The organism is Streptomyces sp. NPDC044921 (assembly GCF_056432865.1).
The window spans coordinates 24,752-46,402 of sequence record NZ_JBWKIF010000012.1; the positions used below are offsets into that span (position 1 = coordinate 24,752).

Sequence of the window (21,651 nt, forward strand, 5' to 3'; positions counted from 1 at the left end):
GAAGGGCGTGGCACACTGCTCGCAACAGCACCCCGCGCGGCGCCAGTTGAGATCGTCGAAGAAGTGTTCGAAATGCTGTGCTCGAATTCGCTCTTCGAAAAGGTCTTCGAATGGCGCCGCAGGGCTGTCAGCGTTCTTTCTGTGGCCGGCTCGTCAGGACTTCTCGTGGAGGTGGAGCGTGAGCGAACCGCGGTCCGCGCCGACGGTCGGCCAGGTCGTTCTCGGCCGACGCCTATTGGACCTGCGGGAACGCGCCGGGATGAAGCGCGAGGAGGCCGCCCGCATCCTGCGCGTCGCCCCCGCCACGGTCCGCCGGATGGAGATGGCCGAGGTCGGGCTCAAAATCCCGTACCTGCAACTGCTCCTCAAGGCCTACGGGATTTCCGACGAGGAGGCCGACGCCTTCGTCCAGCTGGCCGAGGAGGCGAACAAGCCCGGCTGGTGGCAGCGCTTCCACGACATCCTGCCCGGCTGGTTCTCCATGTACGTGAGCCTGGAGGGCGCGGCCGGCGTCATCCGCAGTTACGAACCCCATTTCGTCCCCGGGCTGTTGCAGACCGAGGACTACGCGCGCGGGGTGCTCCGCTCGGGCGCCATCGGCCAGACCCGGCCCGAGGACATCGAGCGCCATGTCGCCCTGCGCATGCAGCGCCAGCAGCTCCTCACCCGCGAGGACGCGCCCCGGCTGTGGGTCGTGATGGACGAGACCGCGCTGCGGCGCCCGGTCGGCGGCCCGGAGGTGATGCGCGCCCAGATCGACCGACTGCTGGAGGCGACCGCGCTGCCCAACGTGACGCTGCAGATCGCCCCCTTCGCGGCCGGGCCGCACCCGGGCACGTACGGACCGTTCGTGCTGTTCCGATTCGCCATGCCCGAACTGCCGGACATGGTCTACAGCGAGTACCTGACCGGCGCGGTCTACCTGGACGCGCGCGCCGAGGTGGCGACCCACCTCGAGGTCATGGACCGCATGGCGGCGCAGGCCGCCACGGCACATCGCACGAAGGAGATCCTCCGGGATCTCCGCAAGGAGCTGTGAATGGATCGCATCAAGCCGCGCAAACACGTCTACAACGGCATGCCCGCGCGCGACTTGGGCAGCGAAGGCTGGCACAAGCCGTGGAGCGGCGGCAACGGAGGCAACTGCCTGGAGGCGATGAAGCTCGCCGACGGCCGGATCGCCGTCCGCCAGTCCACCGACCCGGACGGGCCGGCGCTGATCTACACCACCGCCGAGATGACCGCCTTCATCGAGGGGGCGAAGGCGGGGGAGGCGGACTTCCTGCTGTCCTGACGTGCTCGCCGTTGCTCACGCTCGACCTGATCCGGCTGGTGCCGCGTCGCCGGGGCCGCGCAGCCGCAGCCGCATCGCCGATACTGAATCACTGGTGCTGAAGTGACCACCCTCTGTGCCTTATGGAGTGCCTCATGACCGGGCAGGACCCCACGTCGGCCGTCAGGATCGACACGACCAGACCCCATCCCGCGCGGATGTACGACTGGTACCTCGGTGGCAAGGACAACTATCCGGTCGACGAGGAGATGGGCCGTCAGATGCTCACCCTCGACCCCCGGGTGCCGGTCATGGCGCGCGTCAACCGCGCGTTCATGCACCGGGCCACGCGCTGGCTGGCCCGGAACGGCGTGCGCCAGTTCCTGGACATCGGCACGGGCATACCGACCGAGCCCAACCTCCACCAGGTCGCCCAGGAGATCGCCCCCGACGCCCGGGTCGTCTACTGCGACAACGACCCCATCGTGCTGGCCCACGCGGCGGCCCTCCTGCGCGGCACGGACGAGGGCGCGACCGAGTACCTCCAGGCCGACGTGCGCGATCCGGACGCCATCCTGGAGGGCGCGCGGAAGGTCCTGGACCTCACCCGGCCCGTCGCGCTGTCGCTCATCGCGCTGCTGCACTTCGTCTCCGACGAGGACGGCGCGCACGACCTGGTCGGCCGGCTGCTCGCCGCACTGCCCTCCGGCAGCTACCTGGTGATGACCCACGCGACCTCCGACTTCACCCCGGAGGAGTCCGCGGCCGCCACCGCGAAGATGCGAGCCGCCGGGGTCACCCTCGCCCTGCGCTCCCGCGAGGAGTTCACCCGCTTCTTCGACGGCCTGGACCTCGTCGAGCCCGGCGTCGAGGTGCCCCACCACTGGCACCCCGAGCTGGGTGAGCCCGTGCCCGGGCAGGACGACGGGGTGATCCCGGGGTACGGGGCGGTGGCCCGCAAGCCGTAGCGGCTCGGGCTCCGGCTCCTCCCGCTCCACGGGCCGGTCAGGGCGGCGGCAGTGCACCGCACAGCGCCTCCAGGGCCGGCCCGTAGGCGTGCTCCGAGGGGGTCGCGTACCCGACGACGAGCCCGTCGTCCACCGGCATGTCCGTCTCCGGGTGCCGGAACGCGGCCAGGCCGTCGAGCGCGACGCCCTGCCAGGCGGCGGCCTTGACCGCGGACGCCTCGGTCCCGGGCGGCAGCCGCAGCACCGCGTGCAGCCCGGCCGCGACACCGGTCACCCCGATGTGCGGCGCGTGCTCGGCGAGTGCCGCGACCAGCCGGTCCCGGCGGCCGCGGTAGCGCTGCCGCATCCGCCGCACGTGCCGGTCGTACGCCCCCGACGCGATGAAGTCCGCCAGGCACAACTGGTCGAGGACGCTCGCCCACGCCTCCCGTTCCCCCTTGGCCGCCCGCACGGCCCCGACGTACCGCTCCGGCAGCACCATCCAGCCCAGCCGCACCGCCGGGGACAGGCTCTTGCTGACCGAGCCGATGTGGATCACCCGCTCGGGGTCGAGGCCCTGGACGGCGCCGACCGGCTTGCGGTCGTAGCGGAACTCCCCGTCGTAGTCGTCCTCCAGGACCAGCCCGTCCCGCGTGCGCGCCCAGTCGACCACGGCGGCCCGGCGCGCCGGGTGCAGCGGGCCGCCGGTCGGGAACTGGTGCGCCGGCGTCAGCAGCACGGCCCGCTCGGGCCCCAACCGGTCCACCCGGGCGCCGTGTTCGTCCAGGGGCAGCGGCACCGTCCGCACCCCCGCGGCCGCGAGGACCTCGCGGTGGAACCCCAGCCCGTACGCCTCCACCGCCAGGGGCCCGCGCAGCACACCCCCGCCGAACAGCAGCCGCAGCGCGTGCGCGAAGCCGGAGCAGACCACCACCCGGTCCGGCTCGGTCCGTACGCCCCGGGCACGCGCGAGGTACTCGGTCAGCGCCTCCCGCAGCTCCCTGCGGCCTGCCGGGTCGCCCGGCCCGAACACCTCGCGGGGCGCCTGCTGCAGGGCCCGCCGGTAGGAGGCCAGCCAGGCCGTGCGCGGGAACGCCGAGGCGTCCGGGGTGCCCTGCGTCAGATCGTGCCGGGGGACACGCGCGCGTGCGGGCGCCCGTCCGGGCCCGCGGCCCGCGGCCCGCAGCGGTGCCACGCGCTCCGCGACCCGCGTGCCCGAGCCCTGCCGCGCGGTCAGCCAGCCCTCCGCGACGAGTTCGGCGTACGCGTCCGCCACCGTGTTGCGGGCCACGCCGAGGTCCGCGGCGAGCGACCGGTACGGCGGCAGCCGGGTCCCCGGAGCCAGCCGTCCACTGCGGACGGCCTCCCGCAGGGCCCGGATCAGCGCCGCCCGCCGACCGCCCGGACCGGACAGCTCCAGATGCAGGTCGGACCCGATCCGCTCCGCCGCATTGACCCACGAATCCGTCATGAAAATGCACCCTATCGTGGGTCTTTCCGGCCCGTAGGTTGAACGGCATGACGACGTACACGAGCTCGCACCACACCCCCGTGAAGACGCCCCGGCTGGAGTTCGCCAAGGCCGCCCCGAAGGCCTTCCGGGCCCTGGTCGCCTTCGACGCCGCCGCCCGCGAGGGCCTCGACCCGGCCCTCGTGGAACTGATCCAGATCCGCGCCTCCCACCTCAACCACTGCGCGTACTGCCTCCACATGCACACCAACGACGCCCGCAAGGCCGGAGAGCGCGAGGACCGGCTGCACATGGTCGCCGTGTGGCGCGAGGCCCGGCACTTCTTCACCGAGCGGGAGCAGGCGGCCCTCGCCCTCACGGAGGCGGTGACGCTGGTGGCCGGCGCGGGCGTCCCGGACGACGTCTACGCCGAGGCTGCCGCCCGGTTCGACGAGCGGGAGCTGGCCCAGGTGCTCGCCCTGATCTTCACGATCAACACGTGGAACCGGGTGGCGCTGTCCACGCGGAAGGTGGCGGGGACGGACGAGCGCTGAGGGGGGCGGAGCACCGGGAGTCCGGCCCGGTGGTCACACCGCCATCGGCCGGTCGTACGGCCCGATCGGCGCCGGCAGTGCCGAACTGCCCGTCAGATGACGGTCCACGGCGGCCGCCACCGCCCGCCCCTCGGCGATCGCCCAGACGATGAGCGACTGTCCCCGGGCGGCGTCCCCCGCGGCGAACACCCCGGGCACGTTGGTGGCGAACCCGGCGTCCCGCGCGATCGTGCCCCGGGGATCCAGCTCGAGGCCCAGCTGGTCCACGAGCCCGTCCTGCCGGTCCGGCCCCGAGAAGCCGAGCGCGAGCAGCACGAGGTCGGCGGGGAGCGTCCGTCCCGTGCCGTCCACCGGGCGGCGCCGCTCGTCCACCTCCACCAGGTGCAGCGAGCGGACATGCCCCCGCGCGTCGCCGTCGAAGCGCAGGGTGGACGCCGCGAACAGCCGCGCGTCCGCGTCCGCGACCGGGGCGGTCCGCAGATCACGGGCCTCCTCGTGCGCGGCGGACAGCCGGTAGACGCGCATCGGGTAGGTCGGCCACGGCTCGGTGTCCTCGTCGCGCTCCGCGTCCGGCAGCGCGTAGATGTCCAGCTGGGTCACGGACGCGGCGCCCTCCCGCACGGCCGTGCCCAGGCAGTCCGCGCCGGTGTCGCCCCCGCCGACGATGACGACGTGCTTCCCGGCGGCCGACAACGGGGACGTGTCCAGATCGCCCTCGCACACCCGGTTGGCCAGCGGGAGGTACTCCATCGCCTGGTGCACACCCGTCAGCTCGCGCCCCGGCACCGGGAGGTCGCGCCAGGCCGTCGCGCCCGTCGCGATCACCACGGCGTCGTAGCGGCTCCGCAGCTCGCCGGCGCCGATGTCCCGCCCGACCGTCGTCGACGTGCGGAACTTGGTCCCCTCGGCCCGCATCTGCTCCAGCCGCCGTTCCAGGTGGCGCTTCTCCATCTTGAACGCGGGGATGCCGTACCGCATCAGCCCGCCGAGCCGGTCGTCCCGCTCGTACACCGCCACCGTGTGCCCGGCCCGGGTCAGCTGCTGCGCGGCGGCCAGCCCGGTCGGTCCCGAACCGATCACCGCGACCGTCCTGCCCGACAGCCGGTCCGGCGGCCGCGGCGGCGTGAAACCCTCCTCCCAGGCCCGGTCGGCGATCGCGCACTCGACGTTCTTGATGGTCACGGCCGGCTGGTTGATCGCCAGCACACACCCCGCCTCGCACGGCGCCGGGCACAACCGGCCCGTGAACTCGGGGAAGTTGTTCGTGGCGTGCAGCCGGTCGGCGGCCGCCCGCCAGTCCGCCCGCGACACCAGGTCGTTCCACTCCGGGATCAGGTTGCCCAGCGGGCAGGCCTCGTGGCAGAAGGGGATGCCGCAGTCCATGCAGCGGTCGGCCTGTCCGCCGATGATCGGCAGCAGCGCCCCCGGGACGTGGACCTCGTCCCAGTCCCGCACCCGCTCCTCGACCGGCCTGCGCGGCCAGTCCTGGCGGGGCGTGGTCAGGAAACCCTTGGGATCGGCCATGGCCGTGTTCCTTGCGTGCGCGGGTGACAGGCCGTGCGTCGTCGGGCGGCACTCCTCCCGTCACGATACGTCCGTCCCCGGACCGCTGCCTGGCGCCGCGGGGCGAAGGGGTGAGGGCCGGGACCGGGCCCGGAAGGCGGGGGCGGGCGGGCCGGGGCGGGGATCAGGTGAGTGCCAGGACGTAGGCCAAGGCGGCTCCGGCCGAGGCCACCGTGCGGACGTGGTTCCACAGCGTCCACTCGCGTATGTACGCCGGCCAGTACGCCGCCGCCTCGGACGTGCCCGGCTCCAGCCCCGCCAGCGTGTCGTTGCGCGGCACGTTGGCGACCATCGTGAGCCCGAACGAGCCGAACAGGTACAACGCACTGCCGACGAGCAGCTCCACCGTCCCCTCCTCCGGCCACAACACGAACGTGACGACGGCGATCACCGCGCACAGCACGGCCGAACCGAGGAACAGCACCATGAAGGGCGGTGTCACCGCGGCCACGTTGACCGCCTGCATCGCGGCGACCCCCTGCGCGGGCGGCAGCGCGGCGAGGCCCCGCATGACGAACGTCGAGAAGCCGCAGAACACCCCGGCCACCAGGCCGGTCCCGAGCACACCCAGCACCGTCAGCCAGAAGTACGGTCCGTCGATCATGTCAGCCTCTCCCACCCGTCGAGCCGGAACCCTGCCCGGCACCGCCACCACACCTAGTGAAAAGCCGCCCCAACCCCGTGCCCATGGCCGAGCGGCGCGGGGGCATGCGCGTGCGTCCACGGGCTGGCGTGCGTCCACGGGTCCGCGTGCGTCCAGGGGTCCGCGTAGGTCCACGGCCCTCCGGCGCGTCCAACAGGCCCCGTACGTCCGCGGGCCCCCGTTGCTCCCCCAGTCCCGTACGTCCGCGGCCCCCGGACAGCCGCGGTCAGAGGAGGGACGGACGCGAAGCGGAAGGGGATGGGGAACGGGGGAGGGGCACCGTTGCTGCCGCTGCCGCCGCTGCCGTCGGGCCGCCGGTGTGCCCTCTCCGTCACCCCGTGGAGCCGAGCCCCGCCTCCGTCCACCCCCTCAGCACCGTCTCCACCGCCGGTGCGATCCGCCGTCGTGCCTCGTGCCGTGGCACACCACTCATCAGCAGCCGGTCGTACGGCGTGTCCAGATGCCGCACGGACGCCGCGACCGCCGAGAGCACCGCCCCCTCGGTCAGCGTCCGCCCCGCCGCACTGCGGCCCACCCGCCCGCTGCCCCGCTCCGAGGCGTGCGCGGCGATGGCCCGCGCCCGGTCGGGCGGGCAGCCCGGAAGCAGCCGGAGTATCGCAGCGGTGAACGCCTGCGCGAACACGGCGTCCTGGGCAGCGCGCCGCCGCGCGTCCCGGACCCGGCGCCGCCGCCGCGCCTCGGCGTCCGCGAGACACCGCTGCTCCGCCCTGGCCAGCGCCGCCTCCTCCACCAGGACACCCTGCCGCTCGTAACGGCTCTTGCGCCGGTTGAACCGCACCACCACCGCCGACAGCGCGCTCTCCTCCCGCGCTCTGCGTGTCAGCGCGGTGTCGCCGCGCGGCAGGAACACCAGATGGCCGAGGTCGGCGCAGTCGAGGCAGCGCGGGCTGCCGTCCTCCAGGACGAGCAGGGACAGCGGCCCTCGCCGGCACTCGGCGCAGTGCCGCCGCTTCAACGGCTGGAACACGAGAAGTCCGGAGTGGGGCGGGAGCGTCGCGCGAGCGGCCATATCGGGTTCATTCCCCGGCGGCAGCGCGCACCACGCGGGTGGGAGGGCCACGTGGGAACCTCCCGGCGGCCGTGTCGAGGCCTGACGCATCATGGGCCGTGTGCGACTCGAAGCGATCACCTGGGACCGGCTTGGCGAACTGCTCGCCGAGCGCCTGCTCGACCTGAAGCCCGCCGACGGCAGTCCCTGGCCGCGCATCGCCTTCGACGGCGCCCCGGCGGCTGACCCGGGCGACCTCGCCCGCCGCGTGGGTGAGGCGCTGCGCGTCCGCGGCCGCTCCTCGCTCGTCGTCGGCACCGAGGGCTTCCTGCGGCCCGCCTCCGTGCGACTGGAGTACGGCCACCGGGAGGTGGAGGCCTACTACAGCGGCTGGTACGACACCGGCGCGCTGTGGCGCGAGGTCTTCGGGCCTCTCGAAGCCGGCGGTGACGGCCGCGTCCTGCCGGACCTGTGGGACCCGGCCGCGGACCGGGCGACCCGCAGTCCCTACGTCCAACTTCCGCAAGGCGGCCTGCTGTTGCTGCACGGTCCCTTCCTCCTGCGGCACTGGTTCCCCTTCGACCTGAGCGTCCACGTCCTCCTCTCCCCGGGCGCCTTGCGCCGCCGTACCCCCGAGGACCGGCACTGGACCCTGCCGGCCTTCGAACGCTACGAGCGGGAGACGGACCCGGCGGGTACGGCGGACGTGCTGGTGCGGGCGGACGATCCGCGCCATCCCGCCTGGAGCGGCTGATCGGTGTCTCCGTGTGCGGGCGTCCGGTGGCGCGGCGAGAATGAAGGACGCCGGGACTCGCGGTGCCCTCCCGCGCCGCGCCGGCCGTCCGGCACAGGGAGGTACTCCATGACCACCGCCGGAGACATCATGCACCGCGGCGTCCAGTGGATCCCCGCCCACGAAACCCTCGACCGCGCCGCCCAGCTGATGCGCGAGCTGAACGTCGGCGCCCTGCCCATCAGCGACGACAACGAGCGGCTCTGCGGCATCCTCACCGACCGCGACATCGTCGTCGGCTGCGTCGCCGTGGGCCACGACCCCGCCAGGATCACCGCCGGTGAGATGGCCAAGGGCACGCCCCGCTGGATCGACGCGGACGCCGACGTCGGCGAGGTGCTCCGCGAGATGCGCGAGCACCAGATCCGCCGCCTGCCCGTGATCCAGGACAAGCGCCTGGTCGGCATGATCAGCGAATCCGACCTCGCCCGGCACCTGGCCGGCGACCAGATCGCCTCCTTCGCCGAGGGCGTCTACGCCAGGAACACGACCATGGCCTGATCCACGTCTTGCCCTCGGTGGGCCGGGCCCGCGTCAGAGCCAGCCGCTGCGCCGGAACATCCGGTACAGCGACAGACACGCCACGGATATGACGCCGACGACCATGCCGTAGCCGTATCTCCAGTGCAGCTCCGGCATGTGATCGAAGTTCATGCCGTACACCCCGCAGACCATCGTCGGGACGGCGATGATCGCGGCCCACGCCGTGATCTTCCGCATGTCCTCGTTCTGCGCGACCGTGACCTGCGCGAGGTGCGCCTGCAGGATGGAGTTGAGCAGTTCGTCGAAGGCCGCGATCTGCTCCTTCGCCCGCAGCAGGTGGTCCGAGACGTCGCGGAAGTACGCCTGTATCTCGGGGTCGACCGCGCGGATCGGCCGGGTGGCGAGATCCTCCAGCGGCCGGCTGAGCGGCACCACCGCCCGCTTCAGTTCGAGCAGTTCACGCTTGAGCTGGTAGATGCGGCCCGGGTCGGCCCGCGCGCCGTCCTGTGCGAACACGTCCGTCTCGACCTGGTCGATGTCCAGCTGCACCGAGTCCGTGACCGACAGATAGTCGTCGACCACGTGGTCCGCGATCGCGTGCAGCACCGCGGAGGGGCCCTTGGCGAGCTGCTGGGGGTCGGACTCCAGCTCCTCGCGCAACGGGCCGAGCGAGCCGTGCCGGCCGTGCCGCACCGTGATCACGAAGTCGTGGCCGACGAACACCATGATCTCGCCGGTGTTCACCACCTCGCTGGTGGCCGTGAGCTCCTCGTGCTCGACGTAGCAGACCGTCTTGAACACCGCGAACAGCGTCTCGCCGTAGCGTTCCAGCTTGGGGCGCTGGTGGGCCTCGACCGCGTCCTCGACGGCCAGGGGATGCAGGTCGAAGAGCTCGGCGATGCCCGCGAACTCCTGGTTCGTCGGCTCGTGCAGGCCGAGCCAGACGAAGCCCTCCCGGTGCTTGCGCACCCGCTCCACGACATCCACCAGATCGCCGCGCGTGGGAGTGCGGACGCCGTCCCGGTACGACACGCAGTTGACCACCGAGGAGCCCAGCGGGGAGCGGGCCGGGTGGCTCAGGTCGACGCGCGGGCGCCGCCGGGCCAGCCGAGCCACCTTGCGCAGGCCACCGACCCCGCCGAGGCTGGTGACCTTCCGCAGATTCCCTGCCATGGACATCCGGATCTCCTTGCGTGGAACTCCTCGGGCCGTCCCTGCGCCCTGGCCCGCCAGTCTGCCAGGCCCGCGTGAGCTGCGGGTAAGCCTGTGGAAACGACCCATTCCGCTTGGTTCCCGGCTGTGGACGAACGACGTGCCGGCGCTGACGCCCTGCCACATCGACGCGTGCCGCAGCCGCGTGGTTCTGCGGAGAAGGAACCGGGCGTCGGCGTGGTCTTCGTCGTCCGTGGTGCCCATGGGAGCGTCGACCGTTCCGGACAAGAAGGACAACTGGGATGATCGCGGCATGACGCGAACCGACGGGTACCTCCTCGACACCCCGCAGACCGAGGCGGCCGAGCACTTCAGCGCCTTCGCCGCCCTCTTCGACCCCACGACGTTCCGGCATCTCGAAACGCTCGGCATCGGATCCGGCTGGCGCTGCTGGGAGGTCGGAGCCGGCACGACCGTGGTGGCCTGGCTCGCGAAGAAGGTCGGCCCCACCGGACGCGTCGTCGCCACCGGCGGCGACACGGCGCGGCTGGCCTCCGCGGCCCGGCCACCCGTGGAGGTGCTGGTCCACGAACTCGGGTCCCAGGAGCCGCCCGGGGAGGGCTTCGACCTGGTGCACGCCCGCCTCGCCCTCGTCCACGTCACCGACCGCGAGCGGGCCTTGCGGTCCATGGTCCGGGCCCTGCGCCCCGGCGGCCGCCTCCTCGTCGAGGACGCCGACCCCGCCCTTCAGCCCCTGCTGTGCCCCGACGAGTACGGCCCCGAGCAGCAGCTCGCGAACCGGCTGCGCAGCGGCTTCCGCGAGCTGCTCGCCGACCGCGGCACCGATCTGCCCTGCGGACGTACCCTGCCCCGACTGCTCCGGGAGGCCGGACTGACCCGCGTCCACGCCGACGCCTACTTCCCCCTCACCTCACCGGCCTGCGCGGCCCTGGAGTCCGCGACGATCCGCCAGGTCCGCGACCAGCTGGTTGCCGCCGGGCTCGCCACGGACCAGGACATCGACCGCCACCTCGCGAACGTCACGTCGGGCGCGCTCGACCTGACGACGCCGCCGATGATCTCGGCGTGGGGACGCAGGGAGTAGGGGGCGGTGGCGGGAGGCGCGGCCGTAGTCGTCGGGCGTGGTCGTGGCCCGGGCGGCAGGCGTGGGGCGTGGTCGTGGACCGGCCGTAGTCGTGGTCGTGCCCGGGCCGTAGTCGTGGTCGTGGTCGTGCCCGGGCCGTAGTCGTCGGGCGCGGTCGTGGTCGTGGTCGTGGTCGTTGGACGTGATCGTGGCTCGGCCGTAGGCGTCAGCGCGTCTGCGCCAGGGGCGCAGGGCGCGCCGTCAGTCCGGCGGAGGCGGCCGTCCCCCCACCCGCTCCACCGCCCGCGCACCCGCCCGGCAGCCCTCCGCCGCCGCGTCCGCCGGTCCGGCGCCCGCGAGCAGGGCGGCGAGGAACGCGCCGGTGAAGGCGTCACCGGCTCCCGTGGTGTCCCGCGGCCTCGCCGCCACGGCGGGAACGCGGGCGCGCACCTTCCCGGCGCGCGCCACGAGCGCCCCCTCGCACCCCTGTTTGGCCACCACCAGCGGAACGCGCCGGCTCAGCTCGGCCGCCGCGTCGGCCGCATCCGTCACCCCCGTGAGCAGACACGCCTCGTCCCGGCTGGGCAGCAGTACGTCCACGCCCTCCACGAGCGCCAGGAACCGCTCGGCGCCCAGTTCCCGGAGGAACCCGGTCGAAGCAGGGTCCAGACTCACCGGCACTCCACGCGCGCGTGCATCCTCCAGGACCACGGTCACCAGCGCGCGGCCCGGCTCCGAGAACAGCAGGTAGCCCGACAGATGGAGCCGGGCGACGCCGTCGAGCAGCGCGTCCGACCAGTCGGCGGGTTCCAGCCGCAGGGACGCGCCGCTGTCGGTGAGGAACGTCCGCTCCGCCGAAGCGCCCTCGTCGACCAGGCAGATCACCGTGCCGGTCGGTGCCCGCGGGTCGACGACGAGCCGCGGACGCACACCCTGCGCTACCAGTTCCCGCTCGTGCCAGGCAGCCGCCTCCGCCCCGACCCGCCCGAGCAGCCGCACCTCCGCGGCGCCCTGGTGGGCGGCCCAGCAGGCCACGTTGGCGCCCGCCCCGCCCGGCAGCGTCCGGATGGCGGCAGCCGTGTCCGTGCCGGCGGCGAGCGGTCCCCGATGCCGCGCGACAACGTCCGTGACGACGTCTCCGACGACGAGCAGCGCCCGCGGCGCGCCCGAGCCGACAGCGCCGCCCGCGGCACCCGCTCCGCCACCGCTCCCTGCGGCACCCCTTCCGCCGTGGCCACCGGTGGCATCCGCTCCGCCACCGCTCCTCGCGGGACCGCTTCCGTCATGGCCACCGGTGGCATCCGCTCCGCCACCGCTCCCCGCTGCACCCCCTCCGCCCTCGCCCCCGGCGGCGTCCACTCCACCACCGCTGCCCGCGGGGTCCACTCCGCGACCGCCTCCGGGCCCGCCCCCGCTCATCCCCGGGCCCAAGCCGCCGCGATCCGCGCCGCCAGGCGGACATTGCCGCGGACCGCCGCCAGGTTGGCGCTCAGGGAGGCACCGTCGGTGTGCCGTACCAGGTAGTCGAGCAGGAACGGGGTGACCGCCTGACCGGTGATCCCCTCCGCCTCGCAGGCCTGCAACGCGTCCGCCAGCACGCGTGCGTGCAGGTCCGGATCGAGCTGTTCCGCCGCGGGCACGGGATGGGCCACGATCAGCGCGGACCCGGGACCGCCGAGCGCGTCCTGGGCCCGCATGGCGTCCGCCACCTGCTCCGGCGTCCCCAGCGTCCAGTCCACCGGATGCCCCGAGTCGGACAGGTAGAAGCCGGGGAACCGGTCCGTGCCGTACCCGGCCACCGCCACCCCGAGCGTCTCCAGCCGCTGCAGGGTCGCCGGCACGTCCAGGATCGACTTCACCCCGGCGCACACCACCGTGATCCGCGTCCGGGCGAGCAGCCTCAGATCGGCCGACTCGTCCTGGGTCACCGTCCACTCGCGGTGCACACCGCCGAGCCCGCCCGTGGCGAACACCCGCACCCCGGCCAGCGCAGCCAGCAGCGCGGTCGCGGACACCGTGGTCGCCCCGCTCGCCCCGGAGGCCACGGCGAGCGGCAGGTCGCGATGGCCCAGCTTGCGGATGCCGTCCTCGTTCGCGACCCGTTCCAGCTGCTCCTTGTCCAGCCCGACGCGGGGCCGCCCGTCCAGCACGGCGATCGTGGCGGGCACCGCGCCCTCCTGCCGCACGGCCGTCTCCAGCTCCAGCGCCACCTGGAGGTTGCGGGGCCGCGGCAACCCGTGGGCGATGATCGTGGACTCCAGCGCCACCACGGGCCGACCCGCGTCGAGCGCCTCCCGCACCTCTTCGGACACCACCAGCACCACGCGCCTGCCTCCCGTCAGCCGGCCAGTCGGTCTTTACTCATCCCTGGCGGGCGGCACACCGGGCCAAACCCTTGCGGGCCGTCGGACCGCTCAGGAGCCTGGGGTGCATGACCGACCACACAGCACGTCTCGACCACGTCGTCCTCTGGGTGCGCGACCCGCTCGCCGCCGCCGACTTCTACGCGAAGGCCGTCGGCTTGGAGGCGATCAGGCTGACCGAGTTCGCCGCCGGCCAGGTGCCGTTCCCCTCCGTGCGTGTCAACGACGAGACCATCCTCGACCTCATGCCGCTGACCTTCGCGGAACGCATGACGATGCTGCCCGGCGCCTCCGACAGCGCGGGGCACCCCGTGAACCACGTCTGCCTGTCCCTGCCCTGCGGCGACTTCGACGCGCTCCTCAGCCGCCTGCAGGAACGCTCCGTCCCCGTGTCGGGCCTTTCGCACGACTCCTTCGGAGCGCAGGGCAAGGCCACCCGCAGCTTCTACTTCCGGGACCCGGACGGCAACGTCTTCGAGGCACGGCACTACGACTGACCAGGCACCCGGCGCGGCCTCAGAACAGCGGCTCGGGAAGCACGCCCTCCAGGGCGAGCAGCCTCCGCTTGGTCTCCAGCCCGCCCCCGAACCCTCCGATGCCGCCGCCGCTCTCGACGACCCGGTGGCAGGGCACCACCACGGGGAGCGGATTGGCCCCCATCGCCATGCCGACGGCCTGTGCGGCCCCCGGCTGCCCGACCCGCCCGGCGAGATCGCCGTACCCCACGACCGAGCCGTACGGCACGCCGGCGGCGAGCGCGCGCAGGACCTGCCGGTTGAAGCCGGAGATCAGCGACCAGTCCAGCGGCAGGTCGAAGTCCCGGAGCTCACCGGCGAAGTACGCCTCCACCTGGCGTATCGCCTCGGCGAGCAGCGGAGAACCGGGCGCCTCGACGGGCTCGGTACCGAACCGCGACGCCAGCTGCTCGACCGCCCGGTCCCGTACCGCGTCCGTCGCGTGGAACACGACGTTCACCAGGCCGTCCTTCGTCGCGGCCAGCAGCAGCGGACCGATCCGGGTGCCGATCACGGCCCACACGACCCGCTGCCCGACCTGCTCCTGACTGTCCATGCGCCCACCGTACGACCCACCACCGACAGCGCCCTCCGGCCGGGACCGATCACCTCAGCCGGAGCGCCGTCCGAACCGCCTGCCAGCCGCGCAAGCCCTCCCCCGAGACCTTGAGTCGCCCTCCTCCGGCACGGGCCGTCACCCTCCCACGGCCTTCCGGACCACGTCCGGCCTGTTCGTGATGATCCCGTCGACGCCGTACCCGACGACCCGCCGGGCCGTCGCCGCGTCGTCGACCGTCCAGGTGAAGACCTCCAGCGGCCTGCCGTGCGGTCCCCTGAACGCCTGGACGGAGGAGACGTACGCCAGGCTGATCGAAGCGTGCGAGGGGTTGATCTGGTCGGCGAAGCCGGCCAGGTTCGGCAGGTCCGACACGGACGGTGTCCCGAGGAGCGCGGTCTTCACCCCGGGCTTGAGCGCGTGCACCGTCCGCACGCTGTCCGCGCTGAAGCTCTGCACGATCAGCCGGCCCGCCAGATGCGACCGGTCGAGCCAGCCCTCGTTGCTGAGGACCTTCAGCGTCTGCCGCTCGATGCCGGGATAGAGCTCCGGGTTCTTGATCTCCAGCAGCAGCTTCTGGTGGTGCCGCTCGACACGGCGCACGAACTGCTCCAGCGTCGGCACGCGCGCGCCCGCGTACGCGGGGCCGAACCAGCTGCCCGCGTCCAGCCGGGCGATCTCCGCCGCCGTGAAGTCCCTCACCTTCCAGGGGGCCCGGTCGGGGAAGACCTCCTCGGCATCGGTGGTGCGCCGCAGGTTGTCGTCGTGCAGGACGACCAGCTCGCCGTCCCTGGTGCGCTGGACGTCGTTCTCCACCCAGCGGATGCCCAGCTCCGCCGCCTTGTCCACCGCGGCCAGCGTGTTCTCGGGCGCGTACGCGGAGGCACCCCGGTGCGCGACGACACGGGGCGGGCCGCCGCCGTCGGTGGCGGCCCGCGCGGGGGAGACGGGGAAGAGGAGGGCGGCGGTCCCCAGGAGCGCGGTGGTCGAGGCGGCAACAGCGCGCGCGTGCATGCGTACTCCTCGCGTCGAACGTTCATCGGCTTCATCACGGACAGCACAACTGTGACAGCAGAGGGTCAACACGAGAGGGGCGCAGGATGGCCACGAACTGAACGCAGGAGACCCAACTCCGCTCACTGATGCCGCACAACTGGGGCAGGGCCGTGTTTCTTTGCCGGAAAGTCGTTCGACCATTCCGGTGGGGGTCATACTCTCTGCGTCGACCCTGACCGCTCGTGCGGTCCTGGGAGGGGGGGCGCACATCAGGTATTCCGGGACGCAAAGGCGGGAAGGGCAGCCGCGCATGCACAGCACGGTCGACGGATTCAGCTACGGGCTGGTCACACCGCTGGTCGCCTACCTCATGGCCTGCCTCGGCGGTGCCCTGGGATTGCGCTGCACCACCAGATCCATGCTGGTCGCCCACTCCTGGCGCCCCGGCTGGCTCGCCCTCGGCTCGGCCGCCATCGGCTCCGGCATATGGACCATGCACTTCATCGCCATGATGGGCTTCACGGTCCGGGGGACCCCGATCCACTACGACAAGGCGATGACCTTCGCGAGCCTGGCCGTCGCGATCGTGATGGTGGGTGTCGGGATCTTCATCGTCGGCTACAAGGGCGCCCGCGGAACCGCCCTGTTCACCGGCGGGACGATCACCGGCCTGGGCATCGCCTCCATGCACTACCTCGGCATGGCGAGCATGAGCCTGGACGGGAAGTTCGAGTACAACACCGTCACCGTCGGCGCCTCCGTCGTGATCGCCATGTGCGCCGCCACCGCCGCCCTGTGGGCGGCCGGCCAGGTCCGCGGCCTGATGTGGAGCGTCGGCGCCAGCCTCGTCATGGGCCTGGCCGTCAGCGGCATGCACTACACCGGGATGGCCGCCCTCAGCGTCCACCTCCACGGCACGGCCGAGCCCACCACGGGGGAGTCGCCCGCCGCCCTGCTCGCCCCCATGCTGATCGGCCCGCTCGCGTTCCTCCTGCTCGCCGGCGTCGTGGTGATGTTCGACCCGCTGATGGTCATGGGCAAGCCCGCCGTCGCCCCCGTCGAGCACAAGCCCGGCATCCCCGCCCGCACGCACCACACCGTCCACCACAACCCGGCGCGCCTGCGGCTCCGCCCCCATCGCCCCGTGCGGCACCAGAGCTTCCGCACCCCGCAGAACCGCTGATCAGAGCCGGTTGTCAGTGGGAGGTCGTACGGTGGAACCCATGCGGCCCGTTTCCCACATCGAACGCACGGTGGCGCCCTTCGAGGTCGTCAGCCCCTACCAGCCCAGCGGCGACCAGCCCGCGGCCATCGCCGAACTCGCCCGGCGCATCCAGGCGGGCGAGAAGGACGTCGTCCTGCTCGGCGCGACCGGCACCGGCAAGTCCGCCACCACCGCGTGGATGATCGAGAAGCTCCAGCGCCCCACGCTCGTCATGGCGCCGAACAAGACGCTGGCCGCCCAGCTGGCGAACGAGTTCCGCGAGCTGCTGCCGAACAACGCGGTCGAGTACTTCGTCTCGTACTACGACTACTACCAGCCCGAGGCCTACGTCCCGCAGTCGGACACCTACATCGAGAAGGACTCCTCGATCAACGAGGAGGTGGAGCGCCTGCGGCACTCCGCGACCAACTCGCTGCTCACCCGCCGCGACGTCGTCGTGGTCGCCTCGGTGTCCTGCATCTACGGCCTCGGCACCCCGCAGGAGTACGTGGACCGCATGGTCCCCCTCCGGGTCGGCGACGAGATCGACCGCGACGAGCTGCTGCGCCGCTTCGTGGACATCCAGTACACGCGCAACGACATGGCCTTCGCCCGGGGCACCTTCCGCGTCCGCGGCGACACGATCGAGATCTTCCCGGTCTACGAGGAGCTCGCCGTCCGCATCGAGATGTTCGGCGACGAGATCGAGGCGCTCTCCACCCTGCACCCGCTCACCGGCGAGATCATCAGCGACGACCAGCAGCTCTACGTCTTCCCGGCCTCCCACTACGTCGCGGGCCCCGAGCGTCTGGAGCGGGCCGTCAACGACATCGAGAAGGAGCTGGCCGAGCGCCTCGCGGAGCTGGAGAAGCAGGGCAAGCTCCTGGAGGCCCAGCGCCTGCGCATGCGCACCACCTACGACATCGAGATGCTGCGCCAGATCGGCACCTGCTCCGGCGTGGAGAACTACTCGATGCACTTCGACGGCCGCCTGCCCGGCTCCCCGCCCAACACCCTGCTGGACTACTTCCCGGACGACTTCCTCCTCGTCATCGACGAGTCGCACGTGACGGTCCCGCAGATCGGCGCCATGTACGAGGGCGACGCCTCCCGCAAGCGGACCCTGGTCGACCACGGCTTCCGCCTGCCGTCCGCCCTGGACAACCGCCCGCTGAAGTGGGAGGAGTTCCAGGAGCGCATCGGCCAGACGGTCTACCTCTCGGCCACCCCGGGCACCTACGAGATGTCCCGCGCGGACGGCTACGTCGAGCAGATCATCCGCCCCACCGGCCTCGTCGACCCGGAGGTCGTCGTCAAGCCCACCGAGGGCCAGATCGACGACCTGGTGCACGAGATCCGGCAGCGCATCGAGAAGGACGAGCGCGTCCTGGTCACCACGCTCACCAAGAAGATGGCCGAGGACCTCACGGACTACTTCCTGGAGCTGGGCATCCAGGTGCGCTACCTGCACAGCGACGTCGACACGCTGCGCCGCGTCGAGCTCCTGCGCGAGCTGCGCGCCGGTGAGTACGACGTCCTCGTCGGCATCAACCTGCTGCGCGAGGGCCTCGACCTGCCCGAGGTGTCCCTGGTGGCGATCCTGGACGCCGACAAGGAGGGCTTCCTGCGCTCCGGCACGTCCCTGATCCAGACCATCGGCCGCGCCGCGCGCAACGTCTCCGGCCAGGTCCACATGTACGCCGACAAGATCACCCCGGCGATGGAGAAGGCCATCGACGAGACCAACCGCCGCCGGGAGAAGCAGATCGCGTACAACACGGAGAAGGGCATCGACCCGCAGCCCCTGCGCAAGAAGATCAACGACATCGTCGCCCAGATCGCCCGCGAGGACGTCGACACGGAGCAGCTGCTCGGCTCGGGCTACCGCAAGTCGAGGAAGGACGGCGGCGGCACCAAGGCGCCCGTGCCCTCCCTCGGCAAGGCGGCCGAGCTGGCCAAGCCCGCCAAGGGCAAGGGCAAGGCGTCCAAGGAGACGGTGCCGACCGACCGCCCCGCGGCCGAACTCGCCGAGCAGATCGAGGAACTCACCGTGCGGATGCGGGCCGCCGCCGCGGACCTCCAGTTCGAGATCGCGGCCCGGCTGCGCGACGAGGTCTCCGAGATGAAGAAGGAACTGCGCCAGATGAAGGAGGCCGGTCTGGCCTGACGGCGCACCGCGTACGCGCTGTGTTGCAAGACCGACACAAAGTGCGGAGCGGGCTACGTCACTGTCAGTGCCCCTGCGTAAGGTGCTGGTCAACCGCGACCGCGCGGCAACAGGGGACGTTCGAGAGGGGAATCAGCGCGTGACCGTCAACATGACCAAGGGTCAGGCCATCAGTCTGCAGAAGAACGACGGGGGCAGCCTGACCGCGGTGCGCATGGGTCTCGGCTGGCAGGCGGCTCCCCGGCGCGGCCTGTTCGGCTCGCGTACGCGAGAGGTCGACCTCGACGCCTCCGCCGTGCTGTTCGCCGACAAGCAGCCGGTCGACGTGGTCTTCTTCCGCCACCTGGTGAGCGACGACGGCTCGGTCCGCCACACCGGCGACAACCTCGTCGGCGGTGTCGGCCAGGGCGGCGACGACGAGGCGATCCTCGTCGACCTGTCTCGGGTCCCGGTCCACATCGACCAGATCGTCTTCACCGTGAACTCCTTCACGGGCCAGACGTTCCAGGAGGTGCAGAACGCGTTCTGCCGCCTCGTCGACGAGACCAACGGCCAGGAGCTCGCCCGCTACACGCTGGCCGGCGGCGGCCAGTACACGGCCCAGATCATGGCCAAGGTGCACCGCTCGGGCTCCGGCTGGACGATGACGGCCCTGGGCAACCCGGCCAACGGCCGCACCTTCCAGGACCTGATGCCGGCGATCCTGCCGGTGCTCTGAGAGCACCCCGCGGCCCGGACCGGCGGGCCCGGCGGGCAGCACACGACACCAGACAACGACACAGGGGGACGAAAGGCGATGACGGCCGAGCTGGTGCGGGGGCAGAACCACCCGCTCTCCCAGGCCCGTCTCGAGATCCGGATCTCGGCCGGCACGCCGATCGTGGCCGCGGCCGCGCTCAGCGACGAGCACGGCCGGATCCACGGCGTGGAGTGGGTCGCCCACCCGGGCGCGCCCACCCAGCCGGGTCTCGAGGTCTCCCGGCAGGCCGCCGCGGACCACCGCCTCGCCGTGGACCTGGACGCCATGCCCGAGACCGTCCACCGGGTCGGCGTGCTGCTCGCCCTGCCCACCGGCGGAGCGGGCCCGGTCCGTTTCGGCTCCGTGGCCGCCCCGTTCGTCGCCGTCACCGGTCTCGACGGCGCCGAGATCGCCAGCTACACCATCCACGGCCTGGACGCGGAGTCGGCCGTCGTCGCCCTGGAGCTCTACCGCCGGCAGGGCGCCTGGAAGGTGCGCGCCGTCGGCCAGGGCTACGCCGGTGGCCTCGCCGAACTCCTCACCGACCAGGGCCTGCCGCAGGCCCAGCAGCTCGCCGGCAGCATCGACGAGGCGGTGGCCCACGGACTGGCGCGCTCGGTGCAGGCACCCCCGCCGCGCACCGCGGAGGGCGACCGCTCCCGGCAGGCGGCGGCCCCGGCGCTCGGCCCGGACCAGGGCGGCCCGGCACCCCAGCCCGGGCCGGTCCCGCCGGTGTCCCCGTACGGCGGCCAGACGTCCGGCGGCCCGGGACAAACGACCCCGCAGCCGCCGTCGTCGTACCCCGGCGCCACAGCGGACCCCCACGCCGTCACCCAGCCGTCGACTCCCGCGGCGGGCGGCGGCCCGATCGACTACAGCCACCCGCGCCGGCAGAACGCCGCCCCGCCCCCGCCGCCGCCCACCGCGCCCCCGGCCGCGCCCGGACAGCCCGCCCAGCCCGTCGCGGGCGACGCGACCGGCTGGTCCATGGAGGAGCGGCTCTACAACCAGGTGTGGGGCATGTTCGAGGACCTCGCCCGGACCACGGCCGCCTACCGCAGCGCCGTCGACTTCGCCGAGTCCCGCATGGACAAGGAACTCGAACAGGTCCTGTCCGACCCGCGCAGCCGGACCGGCGGGCAGGGCGACGCGGCCCGCGAGGCGGCCCGCGCCCGGCACGCCCAGCTCGTCGACCAGGCCCGGGAAGCCCTCGACCGGGACCTCGCCCAGCTGCAGGCCGAGGCGGACGTCGTCGAACCGGCCCTGCCACCGGCGTACGCCCGCTGGGACAACCCGGTGTGGCACGCCTACCGGGTGCCGATGGAGATCCCCATGGCCCTGCGCCTGGGCGACCTCCACCTTCCCGAGGCGGAAGGGGTCCGGATCCCGATGCTGGTCCGGCTGCCGCTGGAGCGCGGCCTGTGGATCGACAGCGGTCGCACCGCGTCGTCCGACGGTTCGTTCGCCGACGCCCACTCCCTGGCACGTCTCGCCATGGAGACGGCGGTCGCGCACGCGGCGCGGCTGCTCGCCGTCTACCCGGCGGGCGAGTTCACCGTCCACGTCGTCGACCCGGCCGGCTCGGGAGCGCAGCCGCTGGCGCCCCTCGTGCAGAGCGGTGTGCTCGCGGCCCCGCCCGCGCTCGGCGCGGCGGGCGTGACGGACGTGCTGACCCGGCTGACCCAGCGGGTCGACCTGGTGCAGATGGCGGTCCGGGGCGGCGCCGCGGACGCCCTCCCGCCCGGGTTCGACACCGCCCAGCAGTTGCTGATCGTCAACGACTTCCCGCACGGCTTCGACGACCGGGCGGTGAACCAGTTGCGCTATCTCGCCGACGAGGGTCCCGCCTTCGGGGTCCACCTGATGATGGTGGCCGACCGTGAGGAGTCCTCCGCGTACGGGCCGTTGCTGGACCCGTTGTGGCGCTCCCTGCTGCGACTGACGCCCGTGCCCGACGACCACCTCGCCGACCCGTGGGTCGGCCACGCCTGGACGTACGAGCCGTCGCTCGTGCCGCCCGGGAGTCAGGTGCTCCAGCAGGTGCTCGCGCGGGTCGCGGCGGCCCGTACCAAGTACGCGTAAAGCCTCCTGACCAGCGTTCTTGGTCTTTCTTTTGCCAAGCGCTTTACCTGCTCTTGGTGATTGGGTAGTGTGGAGGGC

General features: G+C 72.7%; 21 protein-coding genes. 12 read left to right on the plus strand and 9 right to left on the minus strand.

Annotation, left to right across the window (positions count from 1 at the left end; all coding sequences use genetic code 11):
* Positions 1 to 178 precede the first annotated feature (178 nt).
* The 3 genes from AC07DA_RS19895 to AC07DA_RS19905 all read left to right on the plus strand — a co-directional run bounded on the left by AC07DA_RS19895 (position 179) and on the right by AC07DA_RS19905 (position 2,241).
* Complete coding sequence (locus AC07DA_RS19895) at positions 179 to 1,039, plus strand: helix-turn-helix domain-containing protein (protein WP_479129485.1); 861 nt, start codon at positions 179 to 181, stop codon at positions 1,037 to 1,039.
* Positions 1,040 to 1,294 carry a DUF397 domain-containing protein gene (locus tag AC07DA_RS19900; protein WP_030246665.1) on the plus strand — a complete coding sequence of 85 codons (255 nt, stop codon included), beginning with the start codon at positions 1,040 to 1,042 and terminating at the stop codon, positions 1,292 to 1,294.
* Positions 1,295 to 1,428: 134 nt separating this feature from the next.
* The gene (locus AC07DA_RS19905; RefSeq protein ID WP_479129486.1) at positions 1,429 to 2,241 is read left to right on the plus strand and encodes an SAM-dependent methyltransferase; all 813 of its coding nucleotides are present in this window, start codon (positions 1,429 to 1,431) and stop codon (positions 2,239 to 2,241) included.
* A 37-nt stretch (positions 2,242 to 2,278) separates the two neighbouring features.
* Here the strand turns inward: AC07DA_RS19905 and pdxR are convergent, their stop codons facing one another.
* Positions 2,279 to 3,691: a MocR-like pyridoxine biosynthesis transcription factor PdxR gene (pdxR, locus tag AC07DA_RS19910; RefSeq protein WP_479129487.1), complete on the minus strand. Its 1,413-nt coding sequence runs from the start codon at positions 3,689 to 3,691 to the stop codon at positions 2,279 to 2,281.
* A gap of 47 nt (positions 3,692 to 3,738) precedes the next feature.
* Between pdxR and AC07DA_RS19915 the strand changes: the two genes are divergently transcribed.
* A complete protein-coding gene (locus AC07DA_RS19915) occupies positions 3,739 to 4,224 on the plus strand; it encodes a carboxymuconolactone decarboxylase family protein (RefSeq protein WP_479129488.1) in 486 nt (161 codons plus the stop codon).
* Positions 4,225 to 4,257: 33 nt separating this feature from the next.
* On the opposite strand, the gene AC07DA_RS19920 is transcribed toward AC07DA_RS19915, so the two are convergent.
* The 3 genes from AC07DA_RS19920 to AC07DA_RS19930 form a co-directional block, all read right to left on the minus strand.
* The gene (locus AC07DA_RS19920) at positions 4,258 to 5,748 is read right to left on the minus strand and encodes a glutamate synthase subunit beta (protein ID WP_479129489.1); all 1,491 of its coding nucleotides are present in this window, start codon (positions 5,746 to 5,748) and stop codon (positions 4,258 to 4,260) included.
* Positions 5,749 to 5,911: 163 nt separating this feature from the next.
* Complete coding sequence (locus tag AC07DA_RS19925) at positions 5,912 to 6,391, minus strand: anthrone oxygenase family protein (protein ID WP_479129490.1); 480 nt, start codon at positions 6,389 to 6,391, stop codon at positions 5,912 to 5,914.
* Between the two features lie 370 nt (positions 6,392 to 6,761).
* Complete coding sequence (locus tag AC07DA_RS19930) at positions 6,762 to 7,460, minus strand: DUF2293 domain-containing protein (RefSeq protein WP_479129491.1); 699 nt, start codon at positions 7,458 to 7,460, stop codon at positions 6,762 to 6,764.
* Positions 7,461 to 7,560: 100 nt separating this feature from the next.
* On the opposite strand from AC07DA_RS19930, the gene AC07DA_RS19935 reads away from it, so the two are divergent.
* Together AC07DA_RS19935 and AC07DA_RS19940 are read left to right on the plus strand one after the other, a co-directional pair.
* The gene (locus AC07DA_RS19935) at positions 7,561 to 8,193 is read left to right on the plus strand and encodes a nucleoside/nucleotide kinase family protein (protein ID WP_479129492.1); all 633 of its coding nucleotides are present in this window, start codon (positions 7,561 to 7,563) and stop codon (positions 8,191 to 8,193) included.
* Between the two features lie 108 nt (positions 8,194 to 8,301).
* Positions 8,302 to 8,733 (plus strand): CBS domain-containing protein, encoded by a 432-nt coding sequence (locus AC07DA_RS19940; RefSeq protein WP_479129493.1) that lies wholly within the window; start codon positions 8,302 to 8,304, stop codon positions 8,731 to 8,733.
* A gap of 33 nt (positions 8,734 to 8,766) precedes the next feature.
* On the opposite strand, the gene AC07DA_RS19945 is transcribed toward AC07DA_RS19940, so the two are convergent.
* Positions 8,767 to 9,894, minus strand: coding sequence for a magnesium and cobalt transport protein CorA (locus tag AC07DA_RS19945; protein WP_479129494.1), 1,128 nt, complete (start codon positions 9,892 to 9,894; stop codon positions 8,767 to 8,769).
* 286 nt (positions 9,895 to 10,180) lie between these two features.
* Between AC07DA_RS19945 and AC07DA_RS19950 the strand changes: the two genes are divergently transcribed.
* A complete protein-coding gene (locus AC07DA_RS19950; protein WP_479129495.1) occupies positions 10,181 to 10,972 on the plus strand; it encodes a methyltransferase domain-containing protein in 792 nt (263 codons plus the stop codon).
* A 240-nt stretch (positions 10,973 to 11,212) separates the two neighbouring features.
* Here AC07DA_RS19950 and AC07DA_RS19955 read toward each other — a convergent pair whose 3' ends face one another.
* Positions 11,213 to 12,103 carry a carbohydrate kinase family protein gene (locus tag AC07DA_RS19955; RefSeq protein ID WP_479129687.1) on the minus strand — a complete coding sequence of 297 codons (891 nt, stop codon included), beginning with the start codon at positions 12,101 to 12,103 and terminating at the stop codon, positions 11,213 to 11,215.
* Between the two features lie 263 nt (positions 12,104 to 12,366).
* Positions 12,367 to 13,272 (minus strand): pseudouridine-5'-phosphate glycosidase, encoded by a 906-nt coding sequence (locus AC07DA_RS19960; RefSeq protein WP_479129688.1) that lies wholly within the window; start codon positions 13,270 to 13,272, stop codon positions 12,367 to 12,369.
* 110 nt (positions 13,273 to 13,382) lie between these two features.
* On the opposite strand from AC07DA_RS19960, the gene AC07DA_RS19965 reads away from it, so the two are divergent.
* Complete coding sequence (locus AC07DA_RS19965) at positions 13,383 to 13,811, plus strand: VOC family protein (protein ID WP_479129496.1); 429 nt, start codon at positions 13,383 to 13,385, stop codon at positions 13,809 to 13,811.
* A 19-nt stretch (positions 13,812 to 13,830) separates the two neighbouring features.
* On the opposite strand, the gene AC07DA_RS19970 is transcribed toward AC07DA_RS19965, so the two are convergent.
* Together AC07DA_RS19970 and AC07DA_RS19975 are read right to left on the minus strand one after the other, a co-directional pair.
* The gene (locus AC07DA_RS19970; protein WP_479129497.1) at positions 13,831 to 14,385 is read right to left on the minus strand and encodes a methylated-DNA--[protein]-cysteine S-methyltransferase; all 555 of its coding nucleotides are present in this window, start codon (positions 14,383 to 14,385) and stop codon (positions 13,831 to 13,833) included.
* Positions 14,386 to 14,523: 138 nt separating this feature from the next.
* Positions 14,524 to 15,399 carry a glycerophosphodiester phosphodiesterase gene (locus tag AC07DA_RS19975; protein ID WP_479129498.1) on the minus strand — a complete coding sequence of 292 codons (876 nt, stop codon included), beginning with the start codon at positions 15,397 to 15,399 and terminating at the stop codon, positions 14,524 to 14,526.
* A 292-nt stretch (positions 15,400 to 15,691) separates the two neighbouring features.
* Between AC07DA_RS19975 and AC07DA_RS19980 the strand changes: the two genes are divergently transcribed.
* The 4 genes from AC07DA_RS19980 to AC07DA_RS19995 all read left to right on the plus strand — a co-directional run bounded on the left by AC07DA_RS19980 (position 15,692) and on the right by AC07DA_RS19995 (position 21,573).
* On the plus strand, positions 15,692 to 16,564 hold the full coding sequence (locus tag AC07DA_RS19980; protein ID WP_479129499.1) for an MHYT domain-containing protein: 873 nt from the start codon (positions 15,692 to 15,694) through the stop codon (positions 16,562 to 16,564).
* Positions 16,565 to 16,604: 40 nt separating this feature from the next.
* A complete protein-coding gene (uvrB, locus tag AC07DA_RS19985; protein WP_479129500.1) occupies positions 16,605 to 18,752 on the plus strand; it encodes an excinuclease ABC subunit UvrB in 2,148 nt (715 codons plus the stop codon).
* Positions 18,753 to 18,891: 139 nt separating this feature from the next.
* Positions 18,892 to 19,470 carry a TerD family protein gene (locus AC07DA_RS19990; RefSeq protein WP_479129501.1) on the plus strand — a complete coding sequence of 193 codons (579 nt, stop codon included), beginning with the start codon at positions 18,892 to 18,894 and terminating at the stop codon, positions 19,468 to 19,470.
* A 78-nt stretch (positions 19,471 to 19,548) separates the two neighbouring features.
* On the plus strand, positions 19,549 to 21,573 hold the full coding sequence (locus AC07DA_RS19995; protein ID WP_479129502.1) for a TerD family protein: 2,025 nt from the start codon (positions 19,549 to 19,551) through the stop codon (positions 21,571 to 21,573).
* Positions 21,574 to 21,651 lie beyond the last annotated feature (78 nt).